Source organism: Kribbella steppae (assembly GCF_004342025.1).
GTDB lineage: Bacteria > Actinomycetota > Actinomycetes > Propionibacteriales > Kribbellaceae > Kribbella > Kribbella steppae.
Genome location: NZ_SLWN01000003.1, coordinates 392,163 through 418,429, shown reverse-complemented (window position 1 = coordinate 418,429; position 26,267 = coordinate 392,163). Strand labels below are relative to the sequence as shown.

Genomic DNA, 26,267 nt, shown 5'->3' with positions numbered 1-26,267 from the left:
GGACTCGGCGAGTGGCCGCCTGGGGGAAGACCGCTGCTGGTGCGAAGTGCAATCTCAGGGCTCTGCTGAGGACCCGGGCGACGCTGCACATGCCTGCTGAGATTAGGCCTCAGAGTCGGGTGTCGGTGGCGGCTGAGGTGTATCTGGCCGAGGTGAAGGAGCTTGGCGAGCAGGATGTTTTGTCGCCCGGGACGTATCAGACCTACCGGTATCAGTACGACAAGAATCTTGTTCCCCGCATTGCCGAGATTCGACTTGTCGAGCTGACGACACCGCGTGTGGACGCGGTGATTCAAGCGATCAGGAGAGAGGTCGGCGTCGCCAGCGCGAAGACGTGCAAGAGCATCTTGTCGGGGACGTGCGTGCTAGCGGTGCGACGTGGCGTGCTGCCTGCGAATCCGGTTCGGGACGTCAAGATTCGTAGTAAGGCGCGTCGGCCGCCGCGGGCGTTGGAGGCAGGCGAGAGAAAGGCGTGGTTCCAACTGCTGCGGCAGGACGAGTGTGCAGTTCGAGCGGATCTGGTCGATCTGTGCAAGTTCATGCTCGCCACCGGTCAGCGGATCGGCGAGACGCTTGCCGTCACCTGGAACGAAATCGATTGGAAAACCGGCGAGGTCTACTGCGGGCACCAGATCCAGAGGCTCAACGGCCAAGGACTGGTGCGCCGACGCGTGAAGTCGGCTGCAGGAGAACGGATTCTCGTGTTGCCGGATTGGGCTCTAGAGATGCTGATCGCCCGCTGGTCGCCAGGCACCTCGCCTGATTCCCCCATCTTCCCCGACTCGAAGGGTGGATTCCGGGACCCACAAAACGTCCAGCATGCGCTGCGGAACGCTCGGCGCCCGCTCGGTTGTCAGAGACGAGCGGAATTGGAGGAGACGCTGAGGCGTCATCGTCGGCGAGCTGGTCTCACCCAGGCGCAGATCGTGTCGAATCTCGGCTGGCGGAAGACACGGGTCAGTCTGATCGAGACCGGTCGGGTGAGGCTGGACGCTGAGGAAGCCGTTGCTTTGGCTAATGCCTATGGGCTGAGCACAGGCGAGCGGGCAGCGCTGCTGGAGCTGACTGAGCTCGCCGGCATGCGGTCGTTGGCAGACGAGATGGCATGGGTCACTGCCCACGTCTTCCGGAGGACGACGGCGACGATTCTGGCTGACTCTGGGCAGACACCGCGGAAGATTGCTGATCAGCTAGGGCATTCATTGACGTCGACCACGATCGACCAATACATCGGTCGCCGGGCTCGCAACCCGGAGGCAGCAAGCCTATTGGATCATGCCCTGAGGGGCATACACGAGCAAGATCGCCAACGGTCACAGGTCCCGCGATCCAGTGATCGCGCTGCCAAAGCAGTCCGCAAGCGGTCATTTCGATCCTTGTGGAGCATGCCCTGGGAGGCGTATGCCCAGTTCAGGCTAAGACGCGGCAGACGCTCAAGCGCGTTTCGCCCCCATTGAAGCCATAGGCACCGTTGACGCGGAACGCCGCACCGGCGAGCTGCTACAGCAGATCGCGTGATCGGCCAAGTCCCTCGGCGGCTGGGGCGCGCTACGTGCTGCGGCTGCTCTGCCGACCCGGATGTAGTACCCGCACCCCAGATGTCGATCATTTGTGCGTGCGCGTGATTACGGCGGTCGTAGATATGGCCGCGTTCGAGTTGCGGCGAAAGGTGAACAGGTGGTCGCCCGATTCGATGCCCGCATGGACGGCATCCAAACGGCCTCCGCCTGTCGCGCTTGGCCTAAAGAGAATACCCGCGCGATGCCTCAGCAATACTCGTGCCATGACCCGAAATGGACCGTGGTTGAGCGCCGAGGAGTGCAATCGGCTCACACCGGATCACCACTACGACTCCACGCTCGAAAACCTGGAGACATACGGCGCGAGTCCGGTCCTGCCGTGTTGGCAGTTGGAGCGCGTTCCTGTCGACGGAGTCGATCCGCGGCAGCGACTGGAGGATCAACTGGGGGGCGATTCGGCCGACAAGGTCGACAGCATTCGGACAGCGATACGGGCCGGCGAGGCGCTACCACCGGTGAACTTCCTTCACAATCCGAGTGGCCAGTATCCCTACTTCCTCCTCGAGGGTCTGCACCGCTTCAACGCGACTTGCTACGAGCAACAGTCCGAAATCCTGGCGTGGGTTGCGCACATCGCGTGCTGCGGCGGTCCGGGGCCCGATCTCTGACCAGAGGGCGGCCCTCGACTAGCTACGTCGCATTCGCTCCGATCATGGTCGGCGTGGTCTGTCAGCTCTCGCTGTCGTTGAACATGGTGGCTGCACTGTCACGCTCAGCCTGAGCTAGTCGCGCTTGGAAGACCATCGCGAACCATTCCAACGCGCTCGTGATCGCCGAGCGCCGCTGCGGGTCTGTGAGGAGGTCGAGCGAGAAGGACGGCCGAAGATTGAGCTTGGCCTGGGGAATCTCCAGACCTGCGTGCTCGATGCGCTGCCGGAACTCATCGCGTAGCGCGACATCGTCGAAGACTGGACGGCGCCGCATGTGCTGAAACACCACTTCGGCCACTCCGGTTTGTGGGTAGAGCACGAGTGGCCAGGTCGACTGGATGTCGTAGCGTGCTGGCTCGAGTGTAAGGAAGCATGACGTCTCCGCCGCGCTGCCGTAGGAGAGCTCGCCGCCCGATGCCCGCCACGCGGACAGCAGATCCTGGACACCGTCCACAGCATGCGGGTGGGCCTCAGTGAGCTGGGCGAGGAAGCGCTGCCCCGCCTCCGAGTCGAGGTCGACCTTGGCGTCCGGGCGGGGTAACGGCTCACTGGCTTCCATCCCTAGAAGCGCAGCGAGGTCCGTGCCCGTCAGACGTTGTGCTGGGGCCGCCCGACCCGACACGAACGTGAGGCCTTCTGACTCGAGAAGCTGCTGCGGGTCGTCGGTGCGTCCCTCGGTCTCCCAACGGAATCCCGGAGAAATCCGGCCGTCCACGGTCAGCACCCGCCAGGCGTTCAGGACTGGGTGCGTGGCCAGGTGCACGCCGACTGGGACCGGGTGGCTGCCAACGAGCTCGGCCAGATCGCCGTAGGTAGTCCACGTCCCGGGAGGGATGGCGGCGCACGCGCGCCGGAGCAGCGACCAGTCCCGGCCCTCGCTCTCGTCGGTGACACCGTCGGTCGGACTCGGCCAGATGCGAAGAGCGCGCTCGGCCAGGCCGTCGCTGCGGGCCAGGATCTGCGCCTTGCCCCAGGTTGGCGAGTCTGCAATCTCTCGATTCATCCGCAGCGCACTCGACTGATAGATGTCCTGCTTGCGTTGAAACGGACTGTTGGACAGCTTGGCGTTCTCGGCGGTCAGGGTGAGATTGCCGAGGGTATGCACGATCAGCTCGTGCAGTTGCTTCGGGCCTCCCTCGTCGGTCACCTCGGCGGCCAGGAGGTCGATCCATTCCTGCGTCAGAGTCTGCGGAAGGACGTGTTCGATGGTGAGCTTGGCGCGGTCGAAGTCGACAGGTTCAGCAGCCTGGTAGCTCTCCTCGAGCCGGCGCAGGACGTAGGCGCGCTGCGGGCCACGGCCGGTCCAGTAGAACGGGCGGTTGCGCACGCTGTTCCTGAGCTCAGCATCGCTCGGCCAGTACCGGCGTCGCCCGGATAGGTACCGGCGCACGACCGGGGCGATGGGCCCGGTATCACCAACCGCGCTCGGTGAGGCGTTGAAGACGCGGTTAAGGTTGTTGGTCGGCACCTGGCAGATCATGCGCCGGGCCAGGAAACTCTCGATGTAGGCCAACGCTTCGGCAACATCGGTTGCGTCGGTGACGCCTCGGTCCAGCAGGTCGAGCAGATGCATGACGAGCGGGTAGGCGGTGGCTGCGCCCCACGCGCGAAGGCGCCGGAGGCCGACGCTGAGTTGGTAATCAGGCTCCTTCGCTGGGTCTAGGATGCGTTCGAGGTGCCGGGACCTTCGTGCCAGCTCGGCTATCTCGGCCTCGATCGCAGCCTCGTCTCCGTCGTCGATTCCCTCGAGACGTTCCTGCTGGGCACGGTAGATCTCTGACTGCTTGACGCGCACATCGCCGCGGATGACCAGATCCAGCCATACGAGGAGCTCGAGCTGCGATCCCGTTAGCGCTTCCTGGATTGGAAGCCAGACGTCACGGTAGACATCTTCGCCGCGCTTGGGCAGTCGCATAAACAGGTAGTTGCGCAGCAGATCTGCCTGGCTGAGCTTCATGCCTGTGTTGTTGAGCGACTCAAAGATCCGGTAGACGTTATCGCCCGGCTCTGCGGTGATCTCGACGATTGACAGCCCGGCCCGGATGGTGTTTTCGATCCGGGTCAGGTCCTCATCATCGTCAGGATCGTCCGTTGCAACCAACGCGGCTCGGAAGTACCGGTAGGCCTCGCTGATGTTGCCGATCCGCTCGCCAGTCGAGTGCTTGAGCATCAGCGCCCGGTAGGAATCGCGATCCGCCTGGGTCGGCAACAGACGAAGATGCTCGTCACCCTGCCGGAACTCGTTCACCAGATACTGCCGATGGATGCGGTCCGCGTCGCGGTTGTCGGTCTGCTCGACGTGGTCACGCAATGCGGCCAGCGCCAGCATCAGCGTGGTGAGCCGTTGCTGGCCATCGACGACCAACCACCGCTGTACGCCGGCCGCGTGCAACGCCGGACTCGGCGCGATCACGACCGACCCGATGAAGTGCCGCGGGTGAGCCGAGGACACCGCCATGGCGCTGCTCTGCTCGACGATGTCCCTCCACAGCCGAGCGAGCTGCGGCTCTACCCAGCTGTAAGGCCGCTGGTACAGCGGAACCTGGAATTGCTTCTCACCCTGGACCAGGTCGAGGAAGCTCACCTCATGAGCACGCATTCGTAAAGCCCTTCCTCGTGCGTTTCAAACGCCTAGATCAGCTCGAACGCATCCTCATCGTACTCAGCAAGATCAGCCTGGGCACGACGTGTTTGTACTCGGAGTCAATGGAGCCCCAACTTGTAGGCACCTCTCAACAGCACATCCTCGAAGCCGAGCGGTCCGGCTTGCTCGTCAGTCCTCGGTGGCACGCTGTCTCCGGCAAGTCGGAGGAAACCCACAATCATTTGTTTGAATTCTTCATCGGCCGTAACGGACTTGTGGTTCCCGCCGATAGACCGGCAAACGGGGGGAAGGTCGATGACATGGGGAACGTAAAAGTCACCTGCCCGCACTGCGGGCACCAGACGTGGGTTCGGGAACACTACAACGATCCGTGTGAACACTGCGGGAAGACCGTGCCGGATCCGTACATCAAGTAGCGGAGCCGGCCGGCACGGCCGAGGGGGCGTGGATGTTCTGGTTCGTTGTGTTCGTCAGTTGGCTGGTGGGGTTGGCCGTTTGCGGGCGGCGGTACTACAAGCGCCGGTGCGGCGTGGAGCCGTCGCCGGACGAGCCCGGTATCCCGAGCGCGGCGGCCATGAGTCTGCTGTGGCCGGTGGTCTGGTTCATCGACGACTGGCGCGATCCGGCACCGTGCCGGCATTCGTCCCATGCCAGGTACCACCACACGGAGGAGATCAAGCAACCGGACGCTGAGCCGGTCGCGTACATCCCACCCGCACCACAGCCTGTCCCCGAGCCGGTCGCGTACATCCCACCCGCACCACAGCCTGTCCCCGAGCCGGTCGCCTACGTCCCACCCGCACCACAGCCTGCCCCCGAGCCGGTTGAGTACGTCCCGCCGCCCACCCCCGCGGCGGTAACCCCACCGGTCGTCGTCAAACGTCCGCCTCCGGCACCGAAGCCTGCCGCACCCTCCGGCTTCGAGGAAGGAGACCGCGTGCGCTTGGCCAACCCGTTCTGGGGCTCGGCCGAGCCCGGTGAAAAGGTGCTGACGTGGGACCCGGAGCTCGAGCACAGCGGAGCAGATCCAACCGTTGCCGCCGGCGACGAAGGCACCATCCTGTACCCGGACCCCGCAACCGCCGAGCTCATCGCACAGATGAAACTGCAGTCCAAGTACCTCGTCGCCCTGGACGACGGCCGCGAACTGTACTCAGGCGGCGCCTTTCCGGGCGTAGGCGGAGCAGCTCTGGAGCGAATTCCAGGTCACTACCACGTATACCGCAAGGAAGACATGGTCTATATCCGCCCGAAATTCAATGACGGCGACCGTGTCACCCTGCTCGAATCCTTCACCGGCTCCAGCGGAAATCACTTCGAAGCCGGCTGGGAAGGAAGCATCTGTCCGCTCCTAGTCACCATGACCGAGTGCTGGGAAACCGGTACCTACCCGGTGAACCTGGACGACTCCCCGTCAGGTGCGGACCGCGGGATGGTCACCGTCCGTGCAGACATGATCAGGCTCGCACCTGGCGGTTGGGCGCGGTAGGTCCGCGTCGCGGAGACTAACCACTTTCCTGTCGACGCGCTCGTCCGGGTCCTCGCTCGGATCAACGAATCGGTCGTCGGTCAGCACGGTCATCCGGTGCAACCCTCGGCGGCGCCCGCAGCATCTCGGCCTGAGCCTCACCCGCGCCGGATAGACGGTGCAGCACCGACCAGGCCAGTTCCGGAACTGTTCGGGCCAGCTCAGTTGACGACTCTTCGAGCCTCGAGAGGCGATCACGAACTCGATCGCCGAGAACGTCAAGGCGTACAATCTGCTGGCGTTCTGCTACAGCCTGGGCTAGAACCCAGCGCATGGGAGAGCACCCGGACGTCAGCAAGCGCGGGCCATATCGAGTCCGGTTCTGGAGGGATCCATGAAGCTCGAGGGCCTAGGCCCGCTCCGCAGCATGAACGACCACTTCAACGAGAGATACAGGGACCGGCAGATCGAGGCTCCCCGCGAGATCGTTCAGGCGTTCGTCGGGCTAATCGGGGACGCATCGCTGGTCAGCGCCGCGGTCTCTGAGTACCGGTGCAACCGGTCGACCCACCCCGCTCAGGCGAGGTGGGAGTGCATGGCTCTCGCAGCCGATTCAGTCTTTCAGGTGACGGGGTACAGGTCAGGCGGTGACTGGTTCCCAGGATGCGACGAGCCGGTGCAGGGTCCGCCGGCCCCAAGCGTGTTCGGCAGGATCCTACCTCTGAGCGAATTGTCAGAGGTTCGGCTGCTAAGGCTGGTTTCGTCAGACGCTGAAAACTTCACATGTGACTACCAACTAGTGGTGCGGGGCTCAGACGCTCTCGCAATCCCCCGACCTGAGAACGACAACGGGCACCAGCTTCATGAGGCGTTCGCCCGCGAGGTGATCAGGCGCCTTCGCTGAACAAAGTCGCCAGCCCAGATCTGCCTGCCGGTGGGAGTACCTGACACCTCGACACCTTGCGGGAGCCGGCTCCGGCGGTGACATCGGATCCGGACAGGCGACATGTCTAGTCTGCCCGGCTCGGCGGACGCGCCACCGCCCTCGAGGTGGAATCAGCCGAGGGACTACCCGCCGAGGGGTACGTCGTCGCCGTTGGCGAACGCGAGATCGTGCTCGACGGAGTCGACACCGACGGGACCTTCTACGTCGCGCAGACCCTCGCACAGCTTGTCCAGGGCAACCATCTGGACGGCGTCGAGATCCGCGACTGGCCGGCGATGCGGTACCGCGGCTCGATCGAAGGCTTCAACGGTACGCCGTGGTCGCATGCGGACCGGCTCGATCACCTGGACTGCAGACGACGAGATCTCCGTCGAGCAGCTCACCCGGGTGACCGGGAAGATCCGGGCCAAGATCGCAGCGGCGAAGGCGGAGCTTTGTGCGTGCGCCACCCAAAACCCGGCATCCTGCAGCTCGCCGGCCCCGATGAGGCTCAGAAGTGGAAGGCGGCGCCGCTCGAACTGAAGCGCGCGGTGATCAGGGCGCTGACGGTCGTCACCATCCTGCCGATCGGCTCGGGCGCCAAGCCGACGCCCGAGTCGATCCACATCCAATGGCGAACCGCTGACGGCCGCCTGATCGACGCTGCCTAGCTCGCCGAGCTGGCGCCGCCAAGGGTCGGGTAGAGCTGGCAGGACTTCGCGCGGCCTCCGCTGACCGAGACCTGGACGGCGGTCGATCCGCCACCCTTGACGCTGTAGTAGTCCTCTCCTCCCCCGACAATCTTGCCTGCCGCGTCGCGACAGACCGCGGCGACGTAGGCGTCCTTTACGTCCTGGTCGTAGCGACTCGTGATCTTCCCGGTGACCGAGGCGTCGTAGTCGCCCGGGCGGTAGCGAACGCCGGACGCGACGAAGGCCGACGTCGGGTGATCGTCCTTCTGCTTCTGCAGGACGTTGACCTCGGCTGTCACCTTGGCGACCTTGCCTGTCTTGACTTCGATCGGCACTGTGGTCGCAACCGTGGCATTGGCGCGAGCGATCGGCGCAGACGTCTCCTGCTGGCCGAGCACCTCTCCCGCCGCGTCGTACGCGGCAAAGCTGACCTCAAGCGACGAGATCTGATCCGAGCCGTTGTGGATCACCGCTACCGCCGTCACGTATTCGCCTGACTTCCCGAACCCAACCTCTGTAACTTTGAGCCCGCCTGCCGCCTCGGCGGGCGGGCTCGTTGGCGTGCTCGCCGGCGTCGAGCTGGGCGCCGAGGCTGTCGCCTGATCGGCCTGGACATCGCCAGAACCCGAGCCCGATCCCCCACCGCATCCAACAAGCGCGAGCATCCCGGCCGCGCACACGGCCGCGAACTTCCCCGTCATGTCCCCACCTTCTGTACGTCACATGAGTAGGGGCACCCGGTCACTACCACTGATCGGGCGCCCCGATTGCTATATCAGTCACTTTGCGTGCGAGCGCCTGAACCGCAGCAAGGTGCCGAGACTCACCTCGCGCCGTTCAGCGCGTCGACCGAGTTCGTACGCCTTGCCGAGCGCGTGCGCTCGAACGACTCGCGCAGCTCGTGGCACCCGCGGCTGATGACCCTGCAGAGAGCGAGTGTAGTTGGTCCGGGACCCCGAAGCTGTCCCCAGGTGCAAAGTAGTGAGGCTCTGATGCCGCCATCAGCGCCTGCCGGGCCGCAATGCCGGATCTGGGACGGGCAGTCGGATCGCCATCTGTCAGCGGGCCTGAGCCGCTTTGCGAGCGTCGATGGCGGGTGTCGAGTCGCTGCTGGCGGCGCCGGTTGTGGCTGCCAGCACCGCACACAGAGCTGTCGCGCTACTGGTTGCCGCAGGACTAGTCACTGCATCACGTGGAAGACGCGCGACCGTAGCCGGCGGCGATGAACAAACACTCGGGTCCGGCAGCGAGCTCAAGTTGCCCAGCTCGTCATAGCCGCCGCATGCCTCCTCAAGCAAGAGCTCGCTCTCAGCATGCGTCGCCTGACAAGCCGCGAGGGGATGGTGGGACGCCGTCCGAGAGTGGCCGCGCACTGACGATTCACAACGGCACACCGCTGAAGGCTGATGTGTCGAACGAATGAGCCTCTCATTACGAGGAGGAAGGTCACCGTTACATCTGCCGTCTTCAGGCGTGATTCGTTGCAAGGAACCTATCTCCGGTGCCCGTATTTTTCATCAGTATCGGGCAGTTCGCTCCACGAATGGCTCCACGCCGCCGCTACAACTCCCCCGTCCGCGGCCCACTCCGACCCACGATCAGGGGCGGTCTGCACCGCCGCCGGCGTCAACCCCGACCACTACCGCGTCTGGGCGCACGAGGGACCGGAGGCGACCGCGCCAGCGACCGCTGGTCAACAGTCGCAGTGACGAGCTGGGCGGTGTACCGGCTGCCACCCCAGCACCTGGAGGCGGTCCTGGCACGCGAGTTGGCGCACCGCCTGGCAATCCCCGTACGCCGTCGCTACTGCTGTACTGGCTCACTGTGCCCGCCCGCACGATTGACCGGGCGATCGTCTTCTGCCTGAGACATCGGGTGTTGTCGATCATGGCCAAGATCGTGATCGGGTTCCTGCTAGTCGGTGTGCTCGGAGTGTGGATGTTCCTCGGCTTCAGCGACTACGTGGTATTCATGCTGAGCCCCTTCCTCGCGCCGTTCGTCGTGCCCTGGGCCGCCTGCACTCAGGAACGACTCGCCGATCGTGCCGCCGCCGAACTCGGGTACGGCGTCCTGCTCGCGGAGGTGTTCACGGGTAGGGAGTTCGAGAGAGCCCAACAGTGGCAGGCTGCCCTTCGCAGGACCTTAAGGGGTCGCAACAGTCGGATTCGACGCGCCTTCGGGACTAAGGCGCGGCGCGATGCCTGCGTCTGTACTGCTGAATCTCTGGATCATGTCTAGGTAGACCGACTCTGTGCTCTAGCTGACGCCGTAGCCGTTGCCGAGGTACAGCTCGGTGATCGTGGGCACACGAACGGTGCTGCTACCCCAACGAGTCAGCTGGCTTGCCGTCGTCTGTGAGCCCGAACCGAAGGAGTTTTTCGGCGGCGGCGTGGTCACCAGCCTTCTCGCGCTGCCAGGCCAGAGCGTGCAGCGCGGCGCCGTTGCCGCGGGCGGCTGCGTCTTGAGGTAGTTGTTCGGCGGTCGCGTCGATGGACACGGGCCGAGGGCACGGACTCGCCGCGTATCCCTCTGGGCACCGCTACACCCGGCGGTCAGGGTGCGGCCTAGCCTCAGCTTGCTTCCGCACGACTGGCAGAGGAGGACGCCCGACATGAGCCGGGCCAGCTGGCGCCCGTCGCTTCTGGGAGGCCGATGGTTGGGGCAGCTGGTCGACCGGCGCCGCTTCCCGGCCTCCCGAGACGGCATCGCACGTCTGAAGCGGCTGGCTGCGGCCCAGGTCGGGAAGCCAACTTCGATGGGCCGAGTCTGGAGCCGTAGGCGAGACTCATCGCCCTCCTTACATCATTCCTCGGCGGTTATGCCCAAGTAGTGGGCTGCTGCCTACTATGCTCATGACTTCGACAGATGGGGGCGAGCGGTGCCAGAGCAGATCGGTAGTCATTACGTACTACTCAGGGTAGATAGCCGATCAGGTGGATTGTCCACTGTCAGGCGCGCAGTAGACACTCGCGACGGCTCGTCCGTAGCAGTCAAGTTCGTAGTAGGCCCAACAGACGAGTTATCCCGCAAGGTATTCGAGCGTGAGGTCAAGACCCTCAGCGAACTGAGCCATCCCAACATCGTCCGTTATCGCGAAGCGGGTATCGACGATACCGGCAGCTACTACCTAATTCTGGACTGGGTGGACCGCAATCTCGCCGACCTGCTGAAGGATGGTCCGTGGGAATCGTGGGACCAACTGTACCGAGACTTCGCGCGACCGCTTCTCGATGGGCTCGCGTACGCCCATCTCAAGCAGATTGAGCACCGCGATATCAAGCCTCTAAACATCCTGATCTCTTCTGCGGGTGACCCGCTGCTGGCGGACTTCGGCATCGCAAAGATCCGCGGTCAACAGGAGGACAGCGAGCTCACGGTGGCGGGGTTCAGATCCGGACCATACGCTCCGCCAGAGATCGACACGCCGTTCCCCTACGTCCGGGACGTGTACTCCGTCGGTGTCCTGTTATTGCAGTGTCTGAGCGCGGAGCGGATACGTGACTTCCCAGACATCGCGCGGGCCCTGGAATCCGTACCCGTCCCGCCGGACGCCAGAAAGCTGCTTGAGGCATGCGTTAACCCCGACCCATCCGAGCGTCCCCGGAACGCTTCTGACTTAGCCTCTGCTCTTTCAACGATCCGTCGCGAGAGGGTCGCACGGCACGAACAAGGGCGCAATCCCGTCTGGCTACGACTCACGAATGCTGCTGTCGAGCACCTCGTCGGGAACAGAGTCGACCGCGCGAGGGCGGCTTCGAAGCTGCAAGCCGATCTTGCCGGCGAGTTGTTCGCATCCTTCCGATTGGACCCGGAGACAGGCGAGCACAATCGCAGCGTCGTCACGCTCGTGGGTAAGGAATTCCGTTACACGCTGAAGATTGATGACGACGGTAGCGGATGCGTAGTGACGGCTGCTGCCCAGCCAGAGTTTGAGGCACTCGAGGGACTCCGGAGGCGGTCATGCGCATTGCCGCCGATCTTCACCTGGACGGTGCAGGAGCCAGCCAACCGCGATCTCGCCCTCCGGGGGTTGAGTACGCTTGTTCAGCTCATCGACGACTTCGTCGAAGGTAAGAAGGAAGCGGGAGGCGAGGAACGGCCGCAAGAGGGTAACGAGCTGTTCGATACCTGGCTGCGCATTCTCGATGCCCGGGAGGATCTAGCCCGCGGTGAACACGAGCCGATTCCGTACCGCTCATGGCGCGCAAGCGGGCGACAAGCTGTCTTCAGATTAATGACCCCCTGCGAACTCGATCTGATCGGCACCGAGTGGCAGGTACAAGATCCTCGGAGCGCACACAAGTTCGGATGGGGGGAGGTAATTGATCAGGACGGCGAGACTTTAACGCTTCTCGGGTCGCGTCTGAAGTCTCTGCCGGAGAGCGCATCCCTGGTTCCTCACATTGGCCCTTCCGAGGTGTCCCTGGCTCGTCAGCGCGACGCGGTCACTGCCGTAAATGCTGGCACGACGCTCCGGCCGGACCTCCGACAGATCCTTCTTGACCCCAGCACGAACGCCGAACCGAGCCGGGCCATAGTAGACAGCTGGCGACTGGATCTGGACGAGAGCAAGCGAGAGGCGGTGGAGCTGGCGCTCGGGGCCAAAGACTATGTGCTGGTCCAAGGACCGCCCGGCACCGGCAAGACGAGCTTCATCGCTGAGACTGTCGCCCAGTTTCTCAGCGCCAACCCAGACGCCAAAGTTCTTATCGCCTCACAGACCCACGTGGCCGTTGACAACGCGCTGGAGCGTCTCGATCGAAGCGGGCTTCAGGGCCTGGTCCGCTTGGCAGGCGTGGATGAATCGCGCGTGGATGCTTCCGTTCAGCACCTCCTACTCGACGCCCAGACGAAGCGTTGGACCCAAGGTGTTAGGACCAGGGCAGAGGCGAGCGTCCAGAAGCAAGCGGTCGAGCTTGGCATCCCGGTGGACCACCTCCGAGCCGCCCTCGCGTTGCAGCAGCTGTCTTCGGTCTGTCGAGAGATCGAGGCTGTTGAGCAGAGCTTGCGCCAGGGCGACGACGGAACGACGTCTGAGCTGACCACGGCGTTGTCGGCGGACTCCCTTGGCAGCAACTACCAGGACAGAATCGACAGCCTCTCGGACTACCGAGCTGAGCTCGTCCAGGATGCGCAGCGTCATCTTGCCGGTGATCTCACCGTGAACGCCACCATCAGCTCGGGGGAAGCAGCGGCTGCCGTGGACGTATTGCTGGGTGGAAGTGTCGAGGTGGGAAAGCTGCTAGAGCGGTTGTCACTCCAGGCCGAGTGGCTGCAGCGTATTGCCTCTGATGACAGCCTTGCCGCTGTGTACTTGGAGACCACTCGTGTGGTCGCGGGCACTTGCACGGGGTTCTTGCGGAACCGCGCGGTTAAGTTACTCGACTTTGACCTCTGCATCGTGGACGAGGCGTCGAAGGCGACCCTGACGGAGGCCCTCGTGCCGATATCGCGCGCGAGGCGTTGGATCATCGTGGGTGATACTCGGCAATTGCCACCTACGGACGAGGAGCTGATGCGGGCAACGGAGATTATGCGCGAGCACGAGGTCACCAAAGGCGACGTGGCCCAGACACTGTTCCAGCGCTTGGCAGATCTTTTGCCCGCCCATTCGCAGCGGATGCTGCGCCAGCAGCATCGGATGATCCGCCCTATCGGCGATCTCATCTCGACGTGCTTCTACGACGGTCAGCTGTATTCCCCTCGGTCTGAGGGACTCGATGGCTACGAGAAGGTCTTCGGACGTGCGGTCATGTGGCTCGACACAGGGCCCTTGGGTGACCGCCGTCGCGAGTCAGCGCCGGGTGGCCAGGCGACGAGCTACGCCAACCGCGCGGAGGCGCAGCTCGTGGTTAAGCAATTGCAGACGCTGGACGGTGCTATCGACTACAGGCTGGTCAGGCCAGCAGACGGCATGGAGAGGCTGGAGGTACTGGTCATCTCTCCCTATCGGAGCCAAGTAGATGAGTTGAGGCGCAAGCTCGCGCCCGTCGCCTTCAAGCATCTCGACCCCGTTGTCATGTCTGTCGACGCGGTTCAGGGACGCGAAGCAGACGTAGCGATTCTCTCGGTAACGCGCAGCAACCCAGAAGGCAAGTTGGGGTTCCTCGGAGCGGACTATTGGCGGCGTATCAATGTCGCACTGTCGCGGGCACGCTATGGGCTCATGATCGTCGGGGACGCGGGGTTCATTCAAGGTACGAACGGTGCGTTGCGGACGGTACTGGACTACATCTCGACGCATTTGGACGACTGCGAAGTGAGGTTGGCAGATCGTGACTAGTTCGTTTCAACTCTTCCAACGGCGCTTCGGGGACGAGCGCCCAGGTATGCAATTGCTGGCTGTCGAGGAAGCGGCGATCCCAGTCACCATCGTTCATGCAGACGTACTCGCCCAAGAGCGCAAGCCGCTTCCGATCATCGAGGAGTTCCTCGTCCGGCTTGTAGCCGCAGGGATTCAAGATGGCCACGACGTCGCCGACATGCTGGGGCTTGAGCGAAATCAGGTGCTGGAGGCCGCTGCGATCCAAGTCAGCGAAAACAACCTTCGTCGCGCCGGTACTAGCCTAGCGCTGACAGCTCAGGGTACTGAAGTAGTGCGGAACCTGGCGGCCACGCAGCCAGTGGTCAGACAATTGCCCGTCGTTTTTGACCGACTCGTCTGGCGGCTCGCCGACTACAATCGGTCAGGCCTTATGACGAAAAAGGACGCGCGGGATCAAGGGCGTCAACTGCTGCCGGCTGCTCATAAGGCTCGTATTGGGCTTGCCGATGTCACTGCGGAGAGCTTCAACGCACTCCTCAGCGCCCGCGACGGCCACGAACGCAGAGTGGAAATTCTACGGGTGCGAAAGATCGCGCCGAACACACATCGCTACCTTCCGGGTCAGTTACTTGTCTATGGGGACGCATCCCGGGGCGACATCGAACTGGCGGTTTGCATCGACGGTGAACTGCAGCGCGACCACGGACTTGCTCTCGACGCCACTAATGCCGTTGAACGCCTCGGCTTGTCCGTGGGAGAACCGGAGCCACGTCCGATCCTGGATCCGGATCTTGAAGAGCAGCGTATTGACCTCGCTCAGGTAGAGCAGATCGCATCGGCCGCTCCCGACGAAGCCGCGACCCCCAGCACCGTGCCCGCAGTGGCCGAGCTTGCTGTGCGCAGCGTGGGCGTCTTTGAGCACGCCGACCTACTTACGCAGGCTTTGGACACGGCGAAGAAGCGCCTGCTCATTATCTCCCCCTGGGTGAGATCCGCCGTGGTAACGACCGATTTCTTGGCCATGCTTGAACAACGTCTCCGGACTGGGGCCGAGGTCACGATCGCTCACGGATACGGCGACGATGATTCCGGATCTGACGAGTACGCCCTCAAGCGTCTGAGCAACTTGGCATCGCGGTACCACGATCGTTTCACCCTTGCGCGACTCAAGAACACGCATGCGAAAATCCTCATCTTCGACGGACAATGGGTGAGCACCAGTTTCAACTGGCTGTCGTTCCGCGGAGATCCGGAACGCACCTACAGGATGGAGGAAGGCACACTCGTTTCCATTCCCGAGCGAGTCGATGAGGCATACGATCGGTACCGCAAGCTCATCGCTGAGCAAAGTACTTAGCTCGTCTTCCACGGTGATCGAGCGGGCTCTCGCCCGCCCTTAAGGCTGAGCTGGAGACAACATGGCAAGCCAATCTACTTCCCGTTTAGCTTGAGGCGGCCAGCGGTGACAACACTGCAGGGTCCCATTTGGAGTGCGGCCGGCCTGGATATTGCCGCCGGCCGGTACCCACTTGCGGTGGAGCGGCACGTGATGCGCATGGCGGACCTGCTTGTACCGGGGGTCACGACAGTGACTCCACACGCGCGGTACTACGCCTTGCACGCGTTGATCGCTGACGAAGCGGAACAGCGGGGGTTGTCAAGTGCCGAGACGCAGGAGCTGCTGCGCCGTACAGAGGTGGCGCTCGCCGCCGTGTCATGGACACACGAGCACAGCCACGTCGGTCTGCCCCGGGCTCACGGGACGGACGCGCTGGCCCGGAGGCTGCGCGCTGGTCACGTCGATGTCGCGGAGGCATCGCAGCCAGGCAAGGACGGCTATGTCCAGAACTCGTGGGGGTTCTGGTTCCCGTACTTCGCTTCCGAGGTCACGTTGGGTGTACTCGCCGCCAAGGGCGTACCGACTCCAGGGCCCGCCAGCGATGCTGGTGCAGTCCGAGCCGGGCTGGATGATCTGCTGGACCTGGCACGACGGCCAGAGCTTGTCGTCGACGATCTGCGTCAGCACACCCATCTATGCGTGTGCGCAGGGGGCGACTCGCCGGACGGCCGCTGGCTGGCACAGCTGTTGTGTGCCACGACCGAGGCCGACCCGCGATCGCGGGCCGGGACCCGGCGCGAAACGATCCGGCTAATCACGCGCATCATGCAAACCCACCAGGTCTCCGACGTCACTGCCGACCTGGCCCCGGTCATCGCGTTCGGCGACTTCGTCACCAGCGATCGCGTGACCAGGGGCCTCGCCGCGACCAGCGCCTGGCGCGGAGTCATCCTCCGCAACTACAACGTAGGGGCGTGGCGGCGCTTGTGGTCGTGGCTGGTTGAGCAGGTCAACGGGCTCACGCCGGCAGACGCCGTCGCCGACTCATTCGCCGACTCATTACCTGACGTCACAGTGCAGGCATTCCTCGACCAGCTCCCAGCGACCCGGACACCGTCCGGCACGCCGGCGCCCGCCGAACAACAGCTGCGCGGGAGCGACCTCGTGCTACCGCTGCGGGAACTGTCGGTGCTCGCCGTCAATGCGCGGCGAGTGGACGAGCTCGCCGGTCACGTCCGCGACGCGTTCCTCGGCGACCGCCGCGGCATCGACCTCGCCCCGGAATGGACCGCGCGACGGTTTACAGAAGCCGCGCCCACGTCGCTACGCGACTTCGCCCGTCGGCTCACCGCTGACCTACTCCTGCGCGCCCAGCGCGTCGCCCTCGCGAAGGCTCGCCGTCGCGCCGATGGCACGCTGTGGCTTCCCACGCGGCTTCAGGAGCGCGGCGGCCTGCTGTTCAAGACCAGCGCTGAGGGCCGCGCCGACGTGGGCCTGCGGCTCGACCAGCTGACCACCGTCCTCGCCGGCGCCGGTGTCGTCGCCCGGGTTGAGGGAACCTGGCAGGTCACCTCCGCAGGCGAGGCACTCCTTGGGTGAAACGTGACACTTCAGAAGACGAAAATGACACTTGCGTCGCCGCTCACGCTGCTTCTCGAGGAGGAACAGCACGGCGACCGGCAGGCGGAAGACGTCCTGCTGCTGTCATACACAATCGACCTCGGGTTCTTCGAGGCGTTTGGTCTCGGCGCGGCCCAGGCATGCGGCGCCCGCGTCACCACCGTCGGCGACGCTCGGATGAGCCAGCCAGATCCCCGAGCCGCCCGCCGCGCCGGCCGCACCTACCTGCCCGGGCAGGCGCTCTGCGGCGGAGCGTTCCACCCAAAACTAGTGCTCATCGCCGGGCCGAGTCGGGTGACCGCTGCAATCGGATCAGGCAACGCGACCCTCGCCGGATGGCAGGCGAACGCGGAATTGTGGTCAGTGCTGTATGGCGACGCCACGTCCTGCCCCAAGTCCCTCGCCGACCTCGCGAGCTGGCTGCGTCACCTGCCGGAACTCGTCCGGCTCTCCCACGGCGTCCCAGACGCGCTCACAAGGGTGGCCGGACACTTGGACCAGCTTCTTGGGCAGGCGGCGGAGGTGATCGATGACGGGGTGCGCCTTGTCTCCACCAGTCCCGCCCCGATCCTCGACCACCTGCCGGTGGGGCCAGTAGAGGAACTCGCCGTGTGCGCGCCGTTCCACGATCCGGGTGCGGTCGCCCTTCGGGAGCTCGTCGATCGGCTGCAGCCGCAACAGTTGCGAATCTCCTACCAACCGGAGTTGACCCAGCTCGACGGGCCCGCCGTACGTGCGCTCGCAGAGCAGTGGGATGCCGAGCTGCGCCAAGACGGGGAGTCCCGATACCGGCACGGCAAGCTCATCGAATGGACCGTGGGCGGCGCGCGGTACGCGTTGACCGGGAGCCCGAACCTATCGGGCGCGGCCTTGCTGCAACCACTCGCCAACGGTGGCAACTGCGAGTTGGGACTCATCACCCGCGTGCCGATGAGCCTGCTTCCTGAGGGTGGTCGGGTGGCTCCGGCTGCCGTTGCCGGCAAGCAGTTCGACGTTCGCCGTTCGGCCCGAGTTGGAGCCCTGATGCTCGGCGCCACCCGGACCGCAAACGGGCTGCACATCATGTTCGCCCGGGCGCTTACGGCTCGGGGACACGTTGAGCTTTCGGCCGCCGCTAGCCCTCCCGAGACATGGGAACGAGTCGGTGAGGTCGCCGCAGGCGCCACCGAGGCCAACCTCACCGTGTCCGCCGACGGCGGCAGTCGACTGCGGCTAGTCACGACAGCCGAAGAGGGAGCCCTGCGCTACAGCAATCTGGTCTTCGTCGTCGACCCTGTGCGCGTCGTTCAGCGCCCCGGGATCACGGCGGTGCACACTCCAGCGACGCGCCCCGACGACCTGTTCGCCGACCCTCGGCTCGCCGAGAAGTTCTTCGGCGACCTGGTCACGCTCAAGTCAAATCTGCCACCTGCGCCACCACAAGTCGTCGCAGCCGACCGCTCGGGGCACGACAGTGTCTCGAGCCCACTCGACGACGACCTCGACGGCTGGGAGCGCTACCTGGACGAATGCGCCGGTCGAATCGGGCATCCGCTACTTCGATTTGCACTCGGCCTGCCAGCGCTCCCCGGCGGGACGGGGGCAGCCTTCGAAGCACTGCTGCCAGTCAGCTGGGCCGACGAAATGGTCAGTGACCAGCAGGCTGGCCTCGACGACGACAGCGTCGAGGACATCGCGGCCGAGCAAGAGGCCGACACAGCCGAGACACCTACGGTCATTCCCGACCTCAGCACAGCGGAAGTTGGGGTCCGCCGCCGGTACCGGCGATGGGCCGAGCGAATGACTGCGGCCGCCGGGCAGGTGGGGGCACCCGAGCGAATGCTGGTCACCCGGCTGCTGCTGTGGACCGCGGCCGCCGGCGCCTGGGACCGCGACGATTACTCCTGGGTCGGGTTGTTGTCCCAGTCCTTGCAAAAGATCGGCGGCGCCGAAATTCCGGTACCGGCCGAGCCGCAGATCGGCAGCCTGGCCGCGGTCGCGCTCAGTGTGCTCCGGTCCGCGGCCCCCCGGTACGTGCACACCCAGGAGACAACGGCGTTCGACAATGCGGCCGGCGCCGTCGCGCACCTACTCGTCGCCGCTGACCGCACCTACATCGAGGAGTACACCCAGCTACTCGGAAACGCCTTTGGCAGCAGCGTCTCTATTGAGACCGTCGAGGCCATCGCAGCGGACGTCGTGCAGAACGACCCAGTTGCGGACGCGCTGTGGGCGCTCGCCGAACTCGACCGCGACGCGCATCGGCACGGCGAGAGAATGCTGCACGTCGTCGGACGATTCGGCAACCCTATGCTCATCGCACTTGAGGCCGTCGGCGCTGCCCAAGACGCCGAGATCATCGGTGCGTGGGCGAGCTCTACGAGCGACAAGTGGGCGCTATGCATCTGGCGCCGGCCAGACCTGTTCACCATTGATCGAGGCGGACCGCGGACGCTGTGGCGACACTACCGACTGACGGGCCTGCTCAGCCCGCGCGCCCTCGCGCTGCAACGGAGCCTAGAGAGTGCTACCGCCATCCCCCACGTGCCGCATGTAGAACCGTTCCCAGAAGCGCTTCAAGCGCTCGCTGAGCTCGGCGTCCCGTCACCCGAACCGCCACCGGACTAGGCCCGATCCCGCAGTGACTGTCCGCCATGGGTGACCGTAGACGCAGCGGTGGCTCGGACAGTACTGGGCTGGTCCAGCAAGCCCGCAGGTCCCCAAAAAACCTGCCCGGCGGCCATTCGTCGAAGGCGCCGCAGCCCGAGTGCGCCCCCTACGCACCTTCGAGAAGTGGAGAATCCACGACCAGTAGGGGGACGCTGCACACCTGCCGCGAGCGTCGACACGCTCGATCAAGTCATCACCGCCGCGTCGGGCTAGTCGGGCGGGGCTGGCAGAACGGCATCCAGCCAGGGCGTACCGTAGGTGGCGTAGAGCACATCTGGCGACTGATCGGCAACGTCGCGATCGAAAGTCACCAGTAACGACCCACTGCCTACCTCTCCGCGGACCTCTTCGGGTGTAGTGGGGTGGCTTCCTGGTGCGAATGAGATTGCCGACGGCACCCGGGGCGGTTGGTATCGGTAGATGCCGTCCCTGCCTGGCACAGGGCTGAGCAGATCTCGAGTTAGCGGATTGGCCAGCAGACGCTGACGAAGTTTCTCGACTTGGCCATGATCCTTCACGTCATCGGGTAGGGCGAGCGCTTCAGCCGACGCGTAATCGAGGTACGGCGTATCCCCTAGGTCGTCCAGACGGACCGCCTGGCGGCCTGCGACTGCGATGTCACCCCTGATCTGGTTGACCGCCTCGTCGATGTCGGCCTCACGCTGCTCCCGGGAGGAGGCTGCGTCGGTCAGTGCAAGTTGCGCGATTGCGGTTTCGATAGTTCCAAGCACGGGTTGGGCGGACCCTACGATGTCGGTGAAGTCGCCGTAATTGGTTGCGATGCCCCGGTAGACTGCTTCTTCCACCGTGTCGGAGTAGAAGTAGTTCGTGACACGCACTTCCTTGTAGGTTGCGCCGATGCGGTCAACACGGCCGATACGCTGCTCGACCCTCATCAGGTTCCATGGCATGTCGTAGTTGATCAGCCGGCCGGAGGTCTGCAGGTTAAGGCCCTCGCTCATCGAGTCCGTGCCGATGAGTACGTGTAGCCCGCCGCGCCTGAACTCGTCCTTGACTTCGGCCTTGGATACGTGTCGCCACGCACCCCCGTCCCATAACTCGCCGCCGCGGCCGGAGTAACAGCCGACCTTGTCGTATCCAGCAGTCAACAGCCGCTCGCGCACATAGTCCATCGTGTCCGTGTACTGGGTGAACACGACGACAGAGGAGTAGGTGGCGAGCGACTCGGCGAGATCATCTGCAAGTCGCGAAGCTTTCGTGTCTTCCCCGGCGAATGTGGCGAGGTCGGCGACGAAGTCGCGCAGCTCTGCGATCTCGCCCTCTAGCAGGCGGACGCTGATATCCAGATCATCGACGTCGAAAAGAGGGCTTTCGTCGAGGCTGGCTTGGTCGTCATCGGTGAGCAAATCGCCGAGCGTCGCGCCGTGTTCGAGCGCGGCCAGACGCCTCTCAAGTGAGCACCGAATGGCATAGAAGGATGAGGTGAGGCGGCGTCGGTATACGGTCATAATGAAACCGAGAGCTTGCGTAGTATTTCCGGCCATGTACGCGTTGTAGTAACGGCGGATGTAGTTCTCAATACGCTCATACAGCCGCCGTTCCCGCTGGTCCAAGTCGATGAACACGTCTTGCACGTGCCGTTCCGGGATAGTGACTTCGGGGCCGATAATTCCCGCCGCTTGGTACGCCAGCAACGTATCTCGTGTGTTGCGAAATACTCGATCGCGCATCGGCGTGTGATGGCGCAACCATGCATCCATTAGCCGAACCTCAGTTGGGCTCAGCGCCGCGGCAGTTTCGGTCGGCAGTGGCTGATTATGGATTCGCGTGATCTTCCGTGATCTGACCGGCCCTAGCTCTGCCTTGATCGCCGTCTCCAGGCCGCTGGCGCGATCAGCATCTGGGTCGGACAGATAGTCGTTGACCATCGCGGCGAGCCGGAGCCAGGCTCGCTGGGCTGGCTCTTCGCGCAACTGTGTGTAGTAAGAGACGAAATCGGCGGCGGATCGGCTCCATCGCCCTGGCAGGTCGAAGAGATTGATGAGATCCCACGCCTCGTGTGGGTTCATCTGCATTGGCGTCGCAGTCGCCAAGTACAGTGCCCGCCACGAGCCGTTGTCCTTCATTGCCAACAGCAGTGACAGCAGCGAGTTAGGGGTGTCGGTTGGTTTGGAGCCGCGGCGCCTGCCGTGGTGCGCCTCATCGACGACGACGACGTCCCACGGCCCTGCTGCAAGCACGCCGTCTCGGCGAGCTCGACGCCTAGCCAGGTGTGAAGACGCCAGAACTATCGGGAACGCCGACCAAGGGCTGGAATTCTCCGGCGTGCTCACCGACCGATCCTCCAAGTCCAAGAACTCGCTGCCCACATATCGGGGCACGAGAAGACCGATCTTCTCAGCCAACTCCTCCTGCCATTGCTTGAGTACAGAGGCAGGAACGAGGATTAATGCATTGTTCGCCTTGCCGGATAGCAGCAGTTCGCGGAGAACGAGGCCGACTTCAATCGTCTTGCCGAACCCGACAGGGTCAGCAAACAGGTAGCTGCGGGGGTAGGTGCCGACCGCGCGGTGCAGCAGTCTCGCCTGATGCGGCAGAGGCGTGACAGGAGCGCTCAGAGCCCCGGTGAATGGGGTCCTCAGCGGCTCCTGGGCTAGATCGACCAGATCCGCCCACGCGGCTTCCTCGTGCTGCTCGGTGGGGTCAGCTTCAGGCTCAATGCCAGCTCCGTCGGGATCTCTAAGGCCCAATGCGGCCCAAATCGGATCGTGGTCCGGCGGCATATAGTCATGCGTGACCATCTTCAGCAGTCGGTCGTCGACATCGGCCAGCGGCAGGATGGCCCAGCCCGCATCCGGGTGATTTGCCCAATGCTCCTCGAACCGCCTGACGATATCTGCACCCTGCCATTTCCATATCGCCGGATCCCATGAAGGCGCGACGGAGAACGTCTCGTGGTTGTACAGCCACCCTGACGCAGTCTCATTCTCCGAGCCGATGAAGGCGACCTGATCCCCTGACTGATCGGTGAGGACACCATACTTCGAGTGAAAGTACCCCCGCGCCTCCGCCGGCGCCAAGGGTTGGCCGTCCGCATCCAAGGGCACACCAACGCGTATCTCAAGCAAACCTTCCCGCACCATCCAGCCAAGCATTCGCAGGTAGCTGTCCCCGGTGGCGTCGCCGTCGAAGTCGACCGGGCACGCCCTGGCCGCCCGACCAATCGCCTCCGCGCGTTCGAGCGTGCCCGCACGGACTGCAGCTACGTCCTGAGCGGACAACTGCGCGCCGACGATCAGACGCATTCGACCGCCATGGTCCTGAGCATTCGTGAGGAACCGGCGCAAGCCCCGCGCGGTGATCCGGAGCACTGTCGACGAGTAATAGCCGGCCATCCGGTCGTAAGCGCACGAAGCCGCGAGCGCCGGCAAGTAGAAGCCGCGCAACGCGTTGTCACCAGTCGAGTAGGTGCCGACCAGCGGCAGACCGTGCAGCCCTAGCGCGCGCCCGTCCATGGCGGATACATCACTTGACCCGGAACCCTCCATGCGTACCCCTCACTCGCTGCCCATGCGATTCACCACGGCCTGAGGCCACTGCGGTCACTCGAACAGAGGCTCCTGCTTGGACATGACCGACCCGAACGCCGGCTCTCTGGGAATCGTCACCTCTGGCAGATAGGCGGTCACCAGAGTGTCGAGCAGCCCGGCCTGCGGAATCACCCAGTCACCCTTGACCTTCGCCCGTGGAATGGCGTTGACCAGTCCTTGCACGTACGCAAGAAAGCGTTGGTCCGCGGTCAGATCTAGCCGGTCCATAAACGTCTTCGCTTGCCCCATCCCGTCGAGCGCGGCGAGGTGTAGCACTGTGTCGACAGCGTCATTCATGTACTCGAAGTGGGTGGCTTCCAGGCGAACGCCGCTTGATGTGTCATCGCCGCCGCGGCGCTGTCGCTCCGCCGGAGCCAAGAGACGCACCGTGCCCGCCTTCTTCTCAACAATCCTTGCCTGGGCCAGTTCGTCCACGTCAAGTCCACCGACGGCGAGAGCGAGGCGGCGTGCCTCGTCGAACGGAAATTCAGATGCCTTAAACGTCTCCCATGCAATAAGCACGAAGTCGGAATGATTATCAATCTGGACCTCTCGCCCGATGATCCGGCGCCGCTGCATCCGCACAACCTCCTCGCGGGCTAAACTCAGCGCCTCATCTGGGCGGAGCAAACGTGACCGGCCGTCATCAGCAGCCTCCACGGAGTAAACCGGCCAGTGGGCAGAGATGACCGACAAGACCGGTCCGTACGTCGATAGCAGAAGGTCGACGCCTTCAATCCCGACAGCGCGAAATCTTGTGGCCGCATCGCGAGCCGCGGAGCGCACTTCTTCCTCTATATCGTCCATGAATACGCGCGATCCTGAATCGACCTTGCCCTTGCGGCACACCAACATCACTGTCGACACCGCAGCATTTAGCTTCTCTTGATGAGCTCCTCGTTCAGGCTCAGTATTGACGGGCCAGGAGGTCTCCACGGTAAAGCCGGCTTGGAGGAGTCCCATTCCCAAGGTATCCCAAGCCTCGGCGCGCTTGTGAGTGAACATCACAGACATGACGCCGTCATCACGAAGAATCCTCTTGCATTCTGCGAAGATCTCAGTCATCTTGGACTCGTAGTCAAGGTCCGCTAGTTCCTTCTTCCGCTTTCCCATCGCGGCGAACCGTGCCGGGTTCGCTACAGCCTCATTATCTCGATCCGAGATACCATTGAAGAACTCGGGCGCAATACGACCCAATGTGCGCTTTTCCCAGACATAGAAGAAGTCCGCTAACTCTGCATACATCACATTGTCGTAATATGGCGGGTCCATGCAGAGATGCGCCACCGACTTATCGTCTACCGTGGGTAGTTTCGCAGCTCCACCTTGCGTGATCGTCACTCTTCGCTGTAATGGCGTCTTGTTAACGAGCCCACTTGCCCCTGTCTCGTCCACGAGTTTAGCTATGCCGCCATACGCATCGACCAACTGGTCCAGGCACCAACTGTATAGCGCCGAGGCTCCCTCGAACTCAGCGAAAGTCCATTTGAATGAAAAGTTGTGCTTCTCGAAGATTTGCGCTATCACCTGACGACTCACATACCACCGGCAATAGCGACTGTTGTAGCTGAGCGCTTTTCCCTGCATGAGCGCCAGCTCGAAGAGGACATCGTCCGCGTCTGCACCCAACGCCTGGCGCACTTCCGGGACTAGGCGCGCATACTCGTCACTAAAGGTGCCGTGCACCAACGCTTGACGAGGGGTGAACATGTCCATCCACGAGTTTCTGCCGTACATGCGGTGGCCACGCTCATAGTTGGCCTCGTCGGCAATATCTTCGTTAGGCAGTACTCCGGAGCTCTGCCACTCCGGGCGAACAGAGTCGAACCGAGCCGCGGCGGCGGAGACAGCATCCAGATCAGTCGCCGTCGGCGCCCGAAACTGCCTTTCGCCGGTGGGCGTGCGGACGGCAACGGCATATAAGATCTCCCGCATGCGCCTCGCTTTGGCTTCAGCCTTGATGTACTCCCCGTCGATTATCAACCCATCGTATGGACTGACACCATTACCCCCGCGCACCGTTCCTAATGAGGCTTCCTTGCTGTCGACGCTGCCACCGGTCAACACCTCAAACATCGGCTCGTCCAATTCGTTGCCGTCGAGGACGGTAACGAGTCGAACTGCTGCTTCCTTGCCCTTCTGCTTGCGCAGCCACTTGTCCGGCATCAGGGGGACGAGGCGACCTGTGCGCGGACACATCACCGCATTGGCGAATAGATAGGTGGCGACGACTTCGTCGGGACCGCTCGGGAAGTACTCCTTGAGTCGAGACCCGACACGGCGGACCAGTTCCTTGCCCCAGATCTCCAAGTGCGGCTTGAGGTCAAGCCCCCGCCTGGCTGGGATTTCTACACCCGCCTTGAGGACGCTGACTGCCACGCCGTTTAGATCATTAGCATAGGTGGGGATTCCCAGACGGCTGGCGGCGAAGGGAATGCTTCCGCCACCCGCGGTTGGGTCGGCGACGAGCGGGAGGTCTCCCCACGTCCGCCGGAGGACGTCGTGAAGTAGGTCGATGTCCTCGCGCGGAATCGCGTTCCGAAACGCCTGCCTATACGTGTACGGGTTGGGGATCCGCTGTCCACTGGCGACGGCGGCGTCATAAGCGCGGCGCGCAGCGATCGGGTCTCCCCAAATGCCGACAAGGTGAAACAGCCAGCGATGGTAAGCCTTCTCGCTTCGGAGCGGCAGAGCGTCGGGGAAGGCATCAGCAAGGCTTCGAGTCCATGCAGGCAACAGGCCAGCAAGGACAACCGCGGTTGAGGCAACCAGTGGACGTCGAGCCCACCAAACGTGGAGAAACGATAACGGTGGCAGAGCTGAGGCAGCGGCGCGTTCGCGCCTCGACTCGATGCCGAGTTCGGTGACTGGGAGCCAATCCTCAATGAGAACTCGGGGGCCGCCCGACTTGCTTTCGTTCACT

Annotated in this window: 15 protein-coding genes; 10 read left to right on the top strand and 5 right to left on the bottom strand. The window is 63.7% G+C overall.

The window, feature by feature from the left end; all coding sequences use genetic code 11:
* The first annotated feature begins 125 nt into the window (after positions 1 to 125).
* On the top strand, positions 126 to 1,457 hold the full coding sequence (locus EV652_RS10580) for a tyrosine-type recombinase/integrase (protein WP_158441143.1): 1,332 nt from the start codon (positions 126 to 128) through the stop codon (positions 1,455 to 1,457).
* A 347-nt stretch (positions 1,458 to 1,804) separates the two neighbouring features.
* Positions 1,805 to 2,188: a hypothetical protein gene (locus EV652_RS10575; protein ID WP_132208858.1), complete on the top strand. Its 384-nt coding sequence runs from the start codon at positions 1,805 to 1,807 to the stop codon at positions 2,186 to 2,188.
* Positions 2,189 to 2,249: 61 nt separating this feature from the next.
* On the opposite strand, the gene EV652_RS10570 is transcribed toward EV652_RS10575, so the two are convergent.
* On the bottom strand, positions 2,250 to 4,814 hold the full coding sequence (locus EV652_RS10570; RefSeq protein ID WP_199238108.1) for a GmrSD restriction endonuclease domain-containing protein: 2,565 nt from the start codon (positions 4,812 to 4,814) through the stop codon (positions 2,250 to 2,252).
* A 469-nt stretch (positions 4,815 to 5,283) separates the two neighbouring features.
* On the opposite strand from EV652_RS10570, the gene EV652_RS10565 reads away from it, so the two are divergent.
* From EV652_RS10565 to EV652_RS10555, 3 genes are all read left to right on the top strand, one after another.
* Complete coding sequence (locus EV652_RS10565) at positions 5,284 to 6,324, top strand: hypothetical protein (RefSeq protein WP_132208856.1); 1,041 nt, start codon at positions 5,284 to 5,286, stop codon at positions 6,322 to 6,324.
* A 373-nt stretch (positions 6,325 to 6,697) separates the two neighbouring features.
* Positions 6,698 to 7,207 (top strand): hypothetical protein, encoded by a 510-nt coding sequence (locus EV652_RS10560; RefSeq protein ID WP_132208855.1) that lies wholly within the window; start codon positions 6,698 to 6,700, stop codon positions 7,205 to 7,207.
* Between the two features lie 146 nt (positions 7,208 to 7,353).
* Positions 7,354 to 7,899, top strand: coding sequence for a glycoside hydrolase family 20 zincin-like fold domain-containing protein (locus tag EV652_RS10555; protein ID WP_132208854.1), 546 nt, complete (start codon positions 7,354 to 7,356; stop codon positions 7,897 to 7,899).
* Here the strand turns inward: EV652_RS10555 and EV652_RS10550 are convergent.
* Positions 7,896 to 8,405 carry a hypothetical protein gene (locus EV652_RS10550; protein ID WP_158441142.1) on the bottom strand — a complete coding sequence of 170 codons (510 nt, stop codon included), beginning with the start codon at positions 8,403 to 8,405 and terminating at the stop codon, positions 7,896 to 7,898. The two genes, EV652_RS10555 and EV652_RS10550, sit on opposite strands and share 4 nt — an antisense overlap.
* 1,402 nt (positions 8,406 to 9,807) lie before the next feature.
* Here EV652_RS10550 and EV652_RS10540 point away from each other — a divergent pair.
* Positions 9,808 to 10,158, top strand: coding sequence for a M48 family metalloprotease (locus EV652_RS10540; protein ID WP_132208851.1), 351 nt, complete (start codon positions 9,808 to 9,810; stop codon positions 10,156 to 10,158).
* A gap of 82 nt (positions 10,159 to 10,240) precedes the next feature.
* Here EV652_RS10540 and EV652_RS44010 read toward each other — a convergent pair whose 3' ends face one another.
* Positions 10,241 to 10,417, bottom strand: a complete 177-nt coding sequence (locus EV652_RS44010; RefSeq protein WP_158441141.1) for a hypothetical protein — start codon at positions 10,415 to 10,417, stop codon at positions 10,241 to 10,243.
* Between the two features lie 381 nt (positions 10,418 to 10,798).
* Between EV652_RS44010 and EV652_RS10535 the strand changes: the two genes are divergently transcribed.
* The 4 genes from EV652_RS10535 (at position 10,799) to EV652_RS10520 (ending at position 19,751) form a co-directional block, all read left to right on the top strand.
* Complete coding sequence (locus tag EV652_RS10535) at positions 10,799 to 14,203, top strand: serine/threonine-protein kinase (protein ID WP_132208850.1); 3,405 nt, start codon at positions 10,799 to 10,801, stop codon at positions 14,201 to 14,203.
* 46 nt (positions 14,204 to 14,249) lie between these two features.
* The gene (locus EV652_RS10530) at positions 14,250 to 15,542 is read left to right on the top strand and encodes a phospholipase D-like domain-containing protein (RefSeq protein ID WP_132208849.1); all 1,293 of its coding nucleotides are present in this window, start codon (positions 14,250 to 14,252) and stop codon (positions 15,540 to 15,542) included.
* 105 nt (positions 15,543 to 15,647) lie between these two features.
* Positions 15,648 to 17,123 carry a hypothetical protein gene (locus EV652_RS10525; RefSeq protein WP_132208848.1) on the top strand — a complete coding sequence of 492 codons (1,476 nt, stop codon included), beginning with the start codon at positions 15,648 to 15,650 and terminating at the stop codon, positions 17,121 to 17,123.
* Between the two features lie 24 nt (positions 17,124 to 17,147).
* The gene (locus EV652_RS10520; RefSeq protein WP_132208847.1) at positions 17,148 to 19,751 is read left to right on the top strand and encodes a phospholipase D-like domain-containing protein; all 2,604 of its coding nucleotides are present in this window, start codon (positions 17,148 to 17,150) and stop codon (positions 19,749 to 19,751) included.
* 251 nt (positions 19,752 to 20,002) lie between these two features.
* Here EV652_RS10520 and EV652_RS10515 read toward each other — a convergent pair whose 3' ends face one another.
* Together EV652_RS10515 and EV652_RS10510 are read right to left on the bottom strand one after the other, a co-directional pair.
* Positions 20,003 to 23,302: a DEAD/DEAH box helicase gene (locus tag EV652_RS10515; RefSeq protein ID WP_132208846.1), complete on the bottom strand. Its 3,300-nt coding sequence runs from the start codon at positions 23,300 to 23,302 to the stop codon at positions 20,003 to 20,005.
* A 54-nt stretch (positions 23,303 to 23,356) separates the two neighbouring features.
* Positions 23,357 to 26,266: a DUF1156 domain-containing protein gene (locus tag EV652_RS10510; RefSeq protein ID WP_132208845.1), complete on the bottom strand. Its 2,910-nt coding sequence runs from the start codon at positions 26,264 to 26,266 to the stop codon at positions 23,357 to 23,359.
* Position 26,267: the final 1 nt, after the last annotated feature.

What these genes read in the sequence shown, in the direction of transcription:
- EV652_RS10520 (WP_132208847.1), top strand. Translation starts at nt 17,148, where the DNA reads ATGACACTTGCGTCGCCGCTCACGCTGCTTCTCGAGGAGGAACAGCAC.
- EV652_RS10530 (WP_132208849.1), top strand. Translation starts at nt 14,250, where the DNA reads ATGCAATTGCTGGCTGTCGAGGAAGCGGCGATCCCAGTCACCATCGTT.
- EV652_RS10560 (WP_132208855.1), top strand. Translation starts at nt 6,698, where the DNA reads ATGAAGCTCGAGGGCCTAGGCCCGCTCCGCAGCATGAACGACCACTTC.
- EV652_RS10515 (WP_132208846.1), bottom strand. Translation starts at nt 23,302, where the DNA reads ATGGAGGGTTCCGGGTCAAGTGATGTATCCGCCATGGACGGGCGCGCG.
- EV652_RS10540 (WP_132208851.1), top strand. Translation starts at nt 9,808, where the DNA reads ATGGCCAAGATCGTGATCGGGTTCCTGCTAGTCGGTGTGCTCGGAGTG.
- EV652_RS10565 (WP_132208856.1), top strand. Translation starts at nt 5,284, where the DNA reads ATGTTCTGGTTCGTTGTGTTCGTCAGTTGGCTGGTGGGGTTGGCCGTT.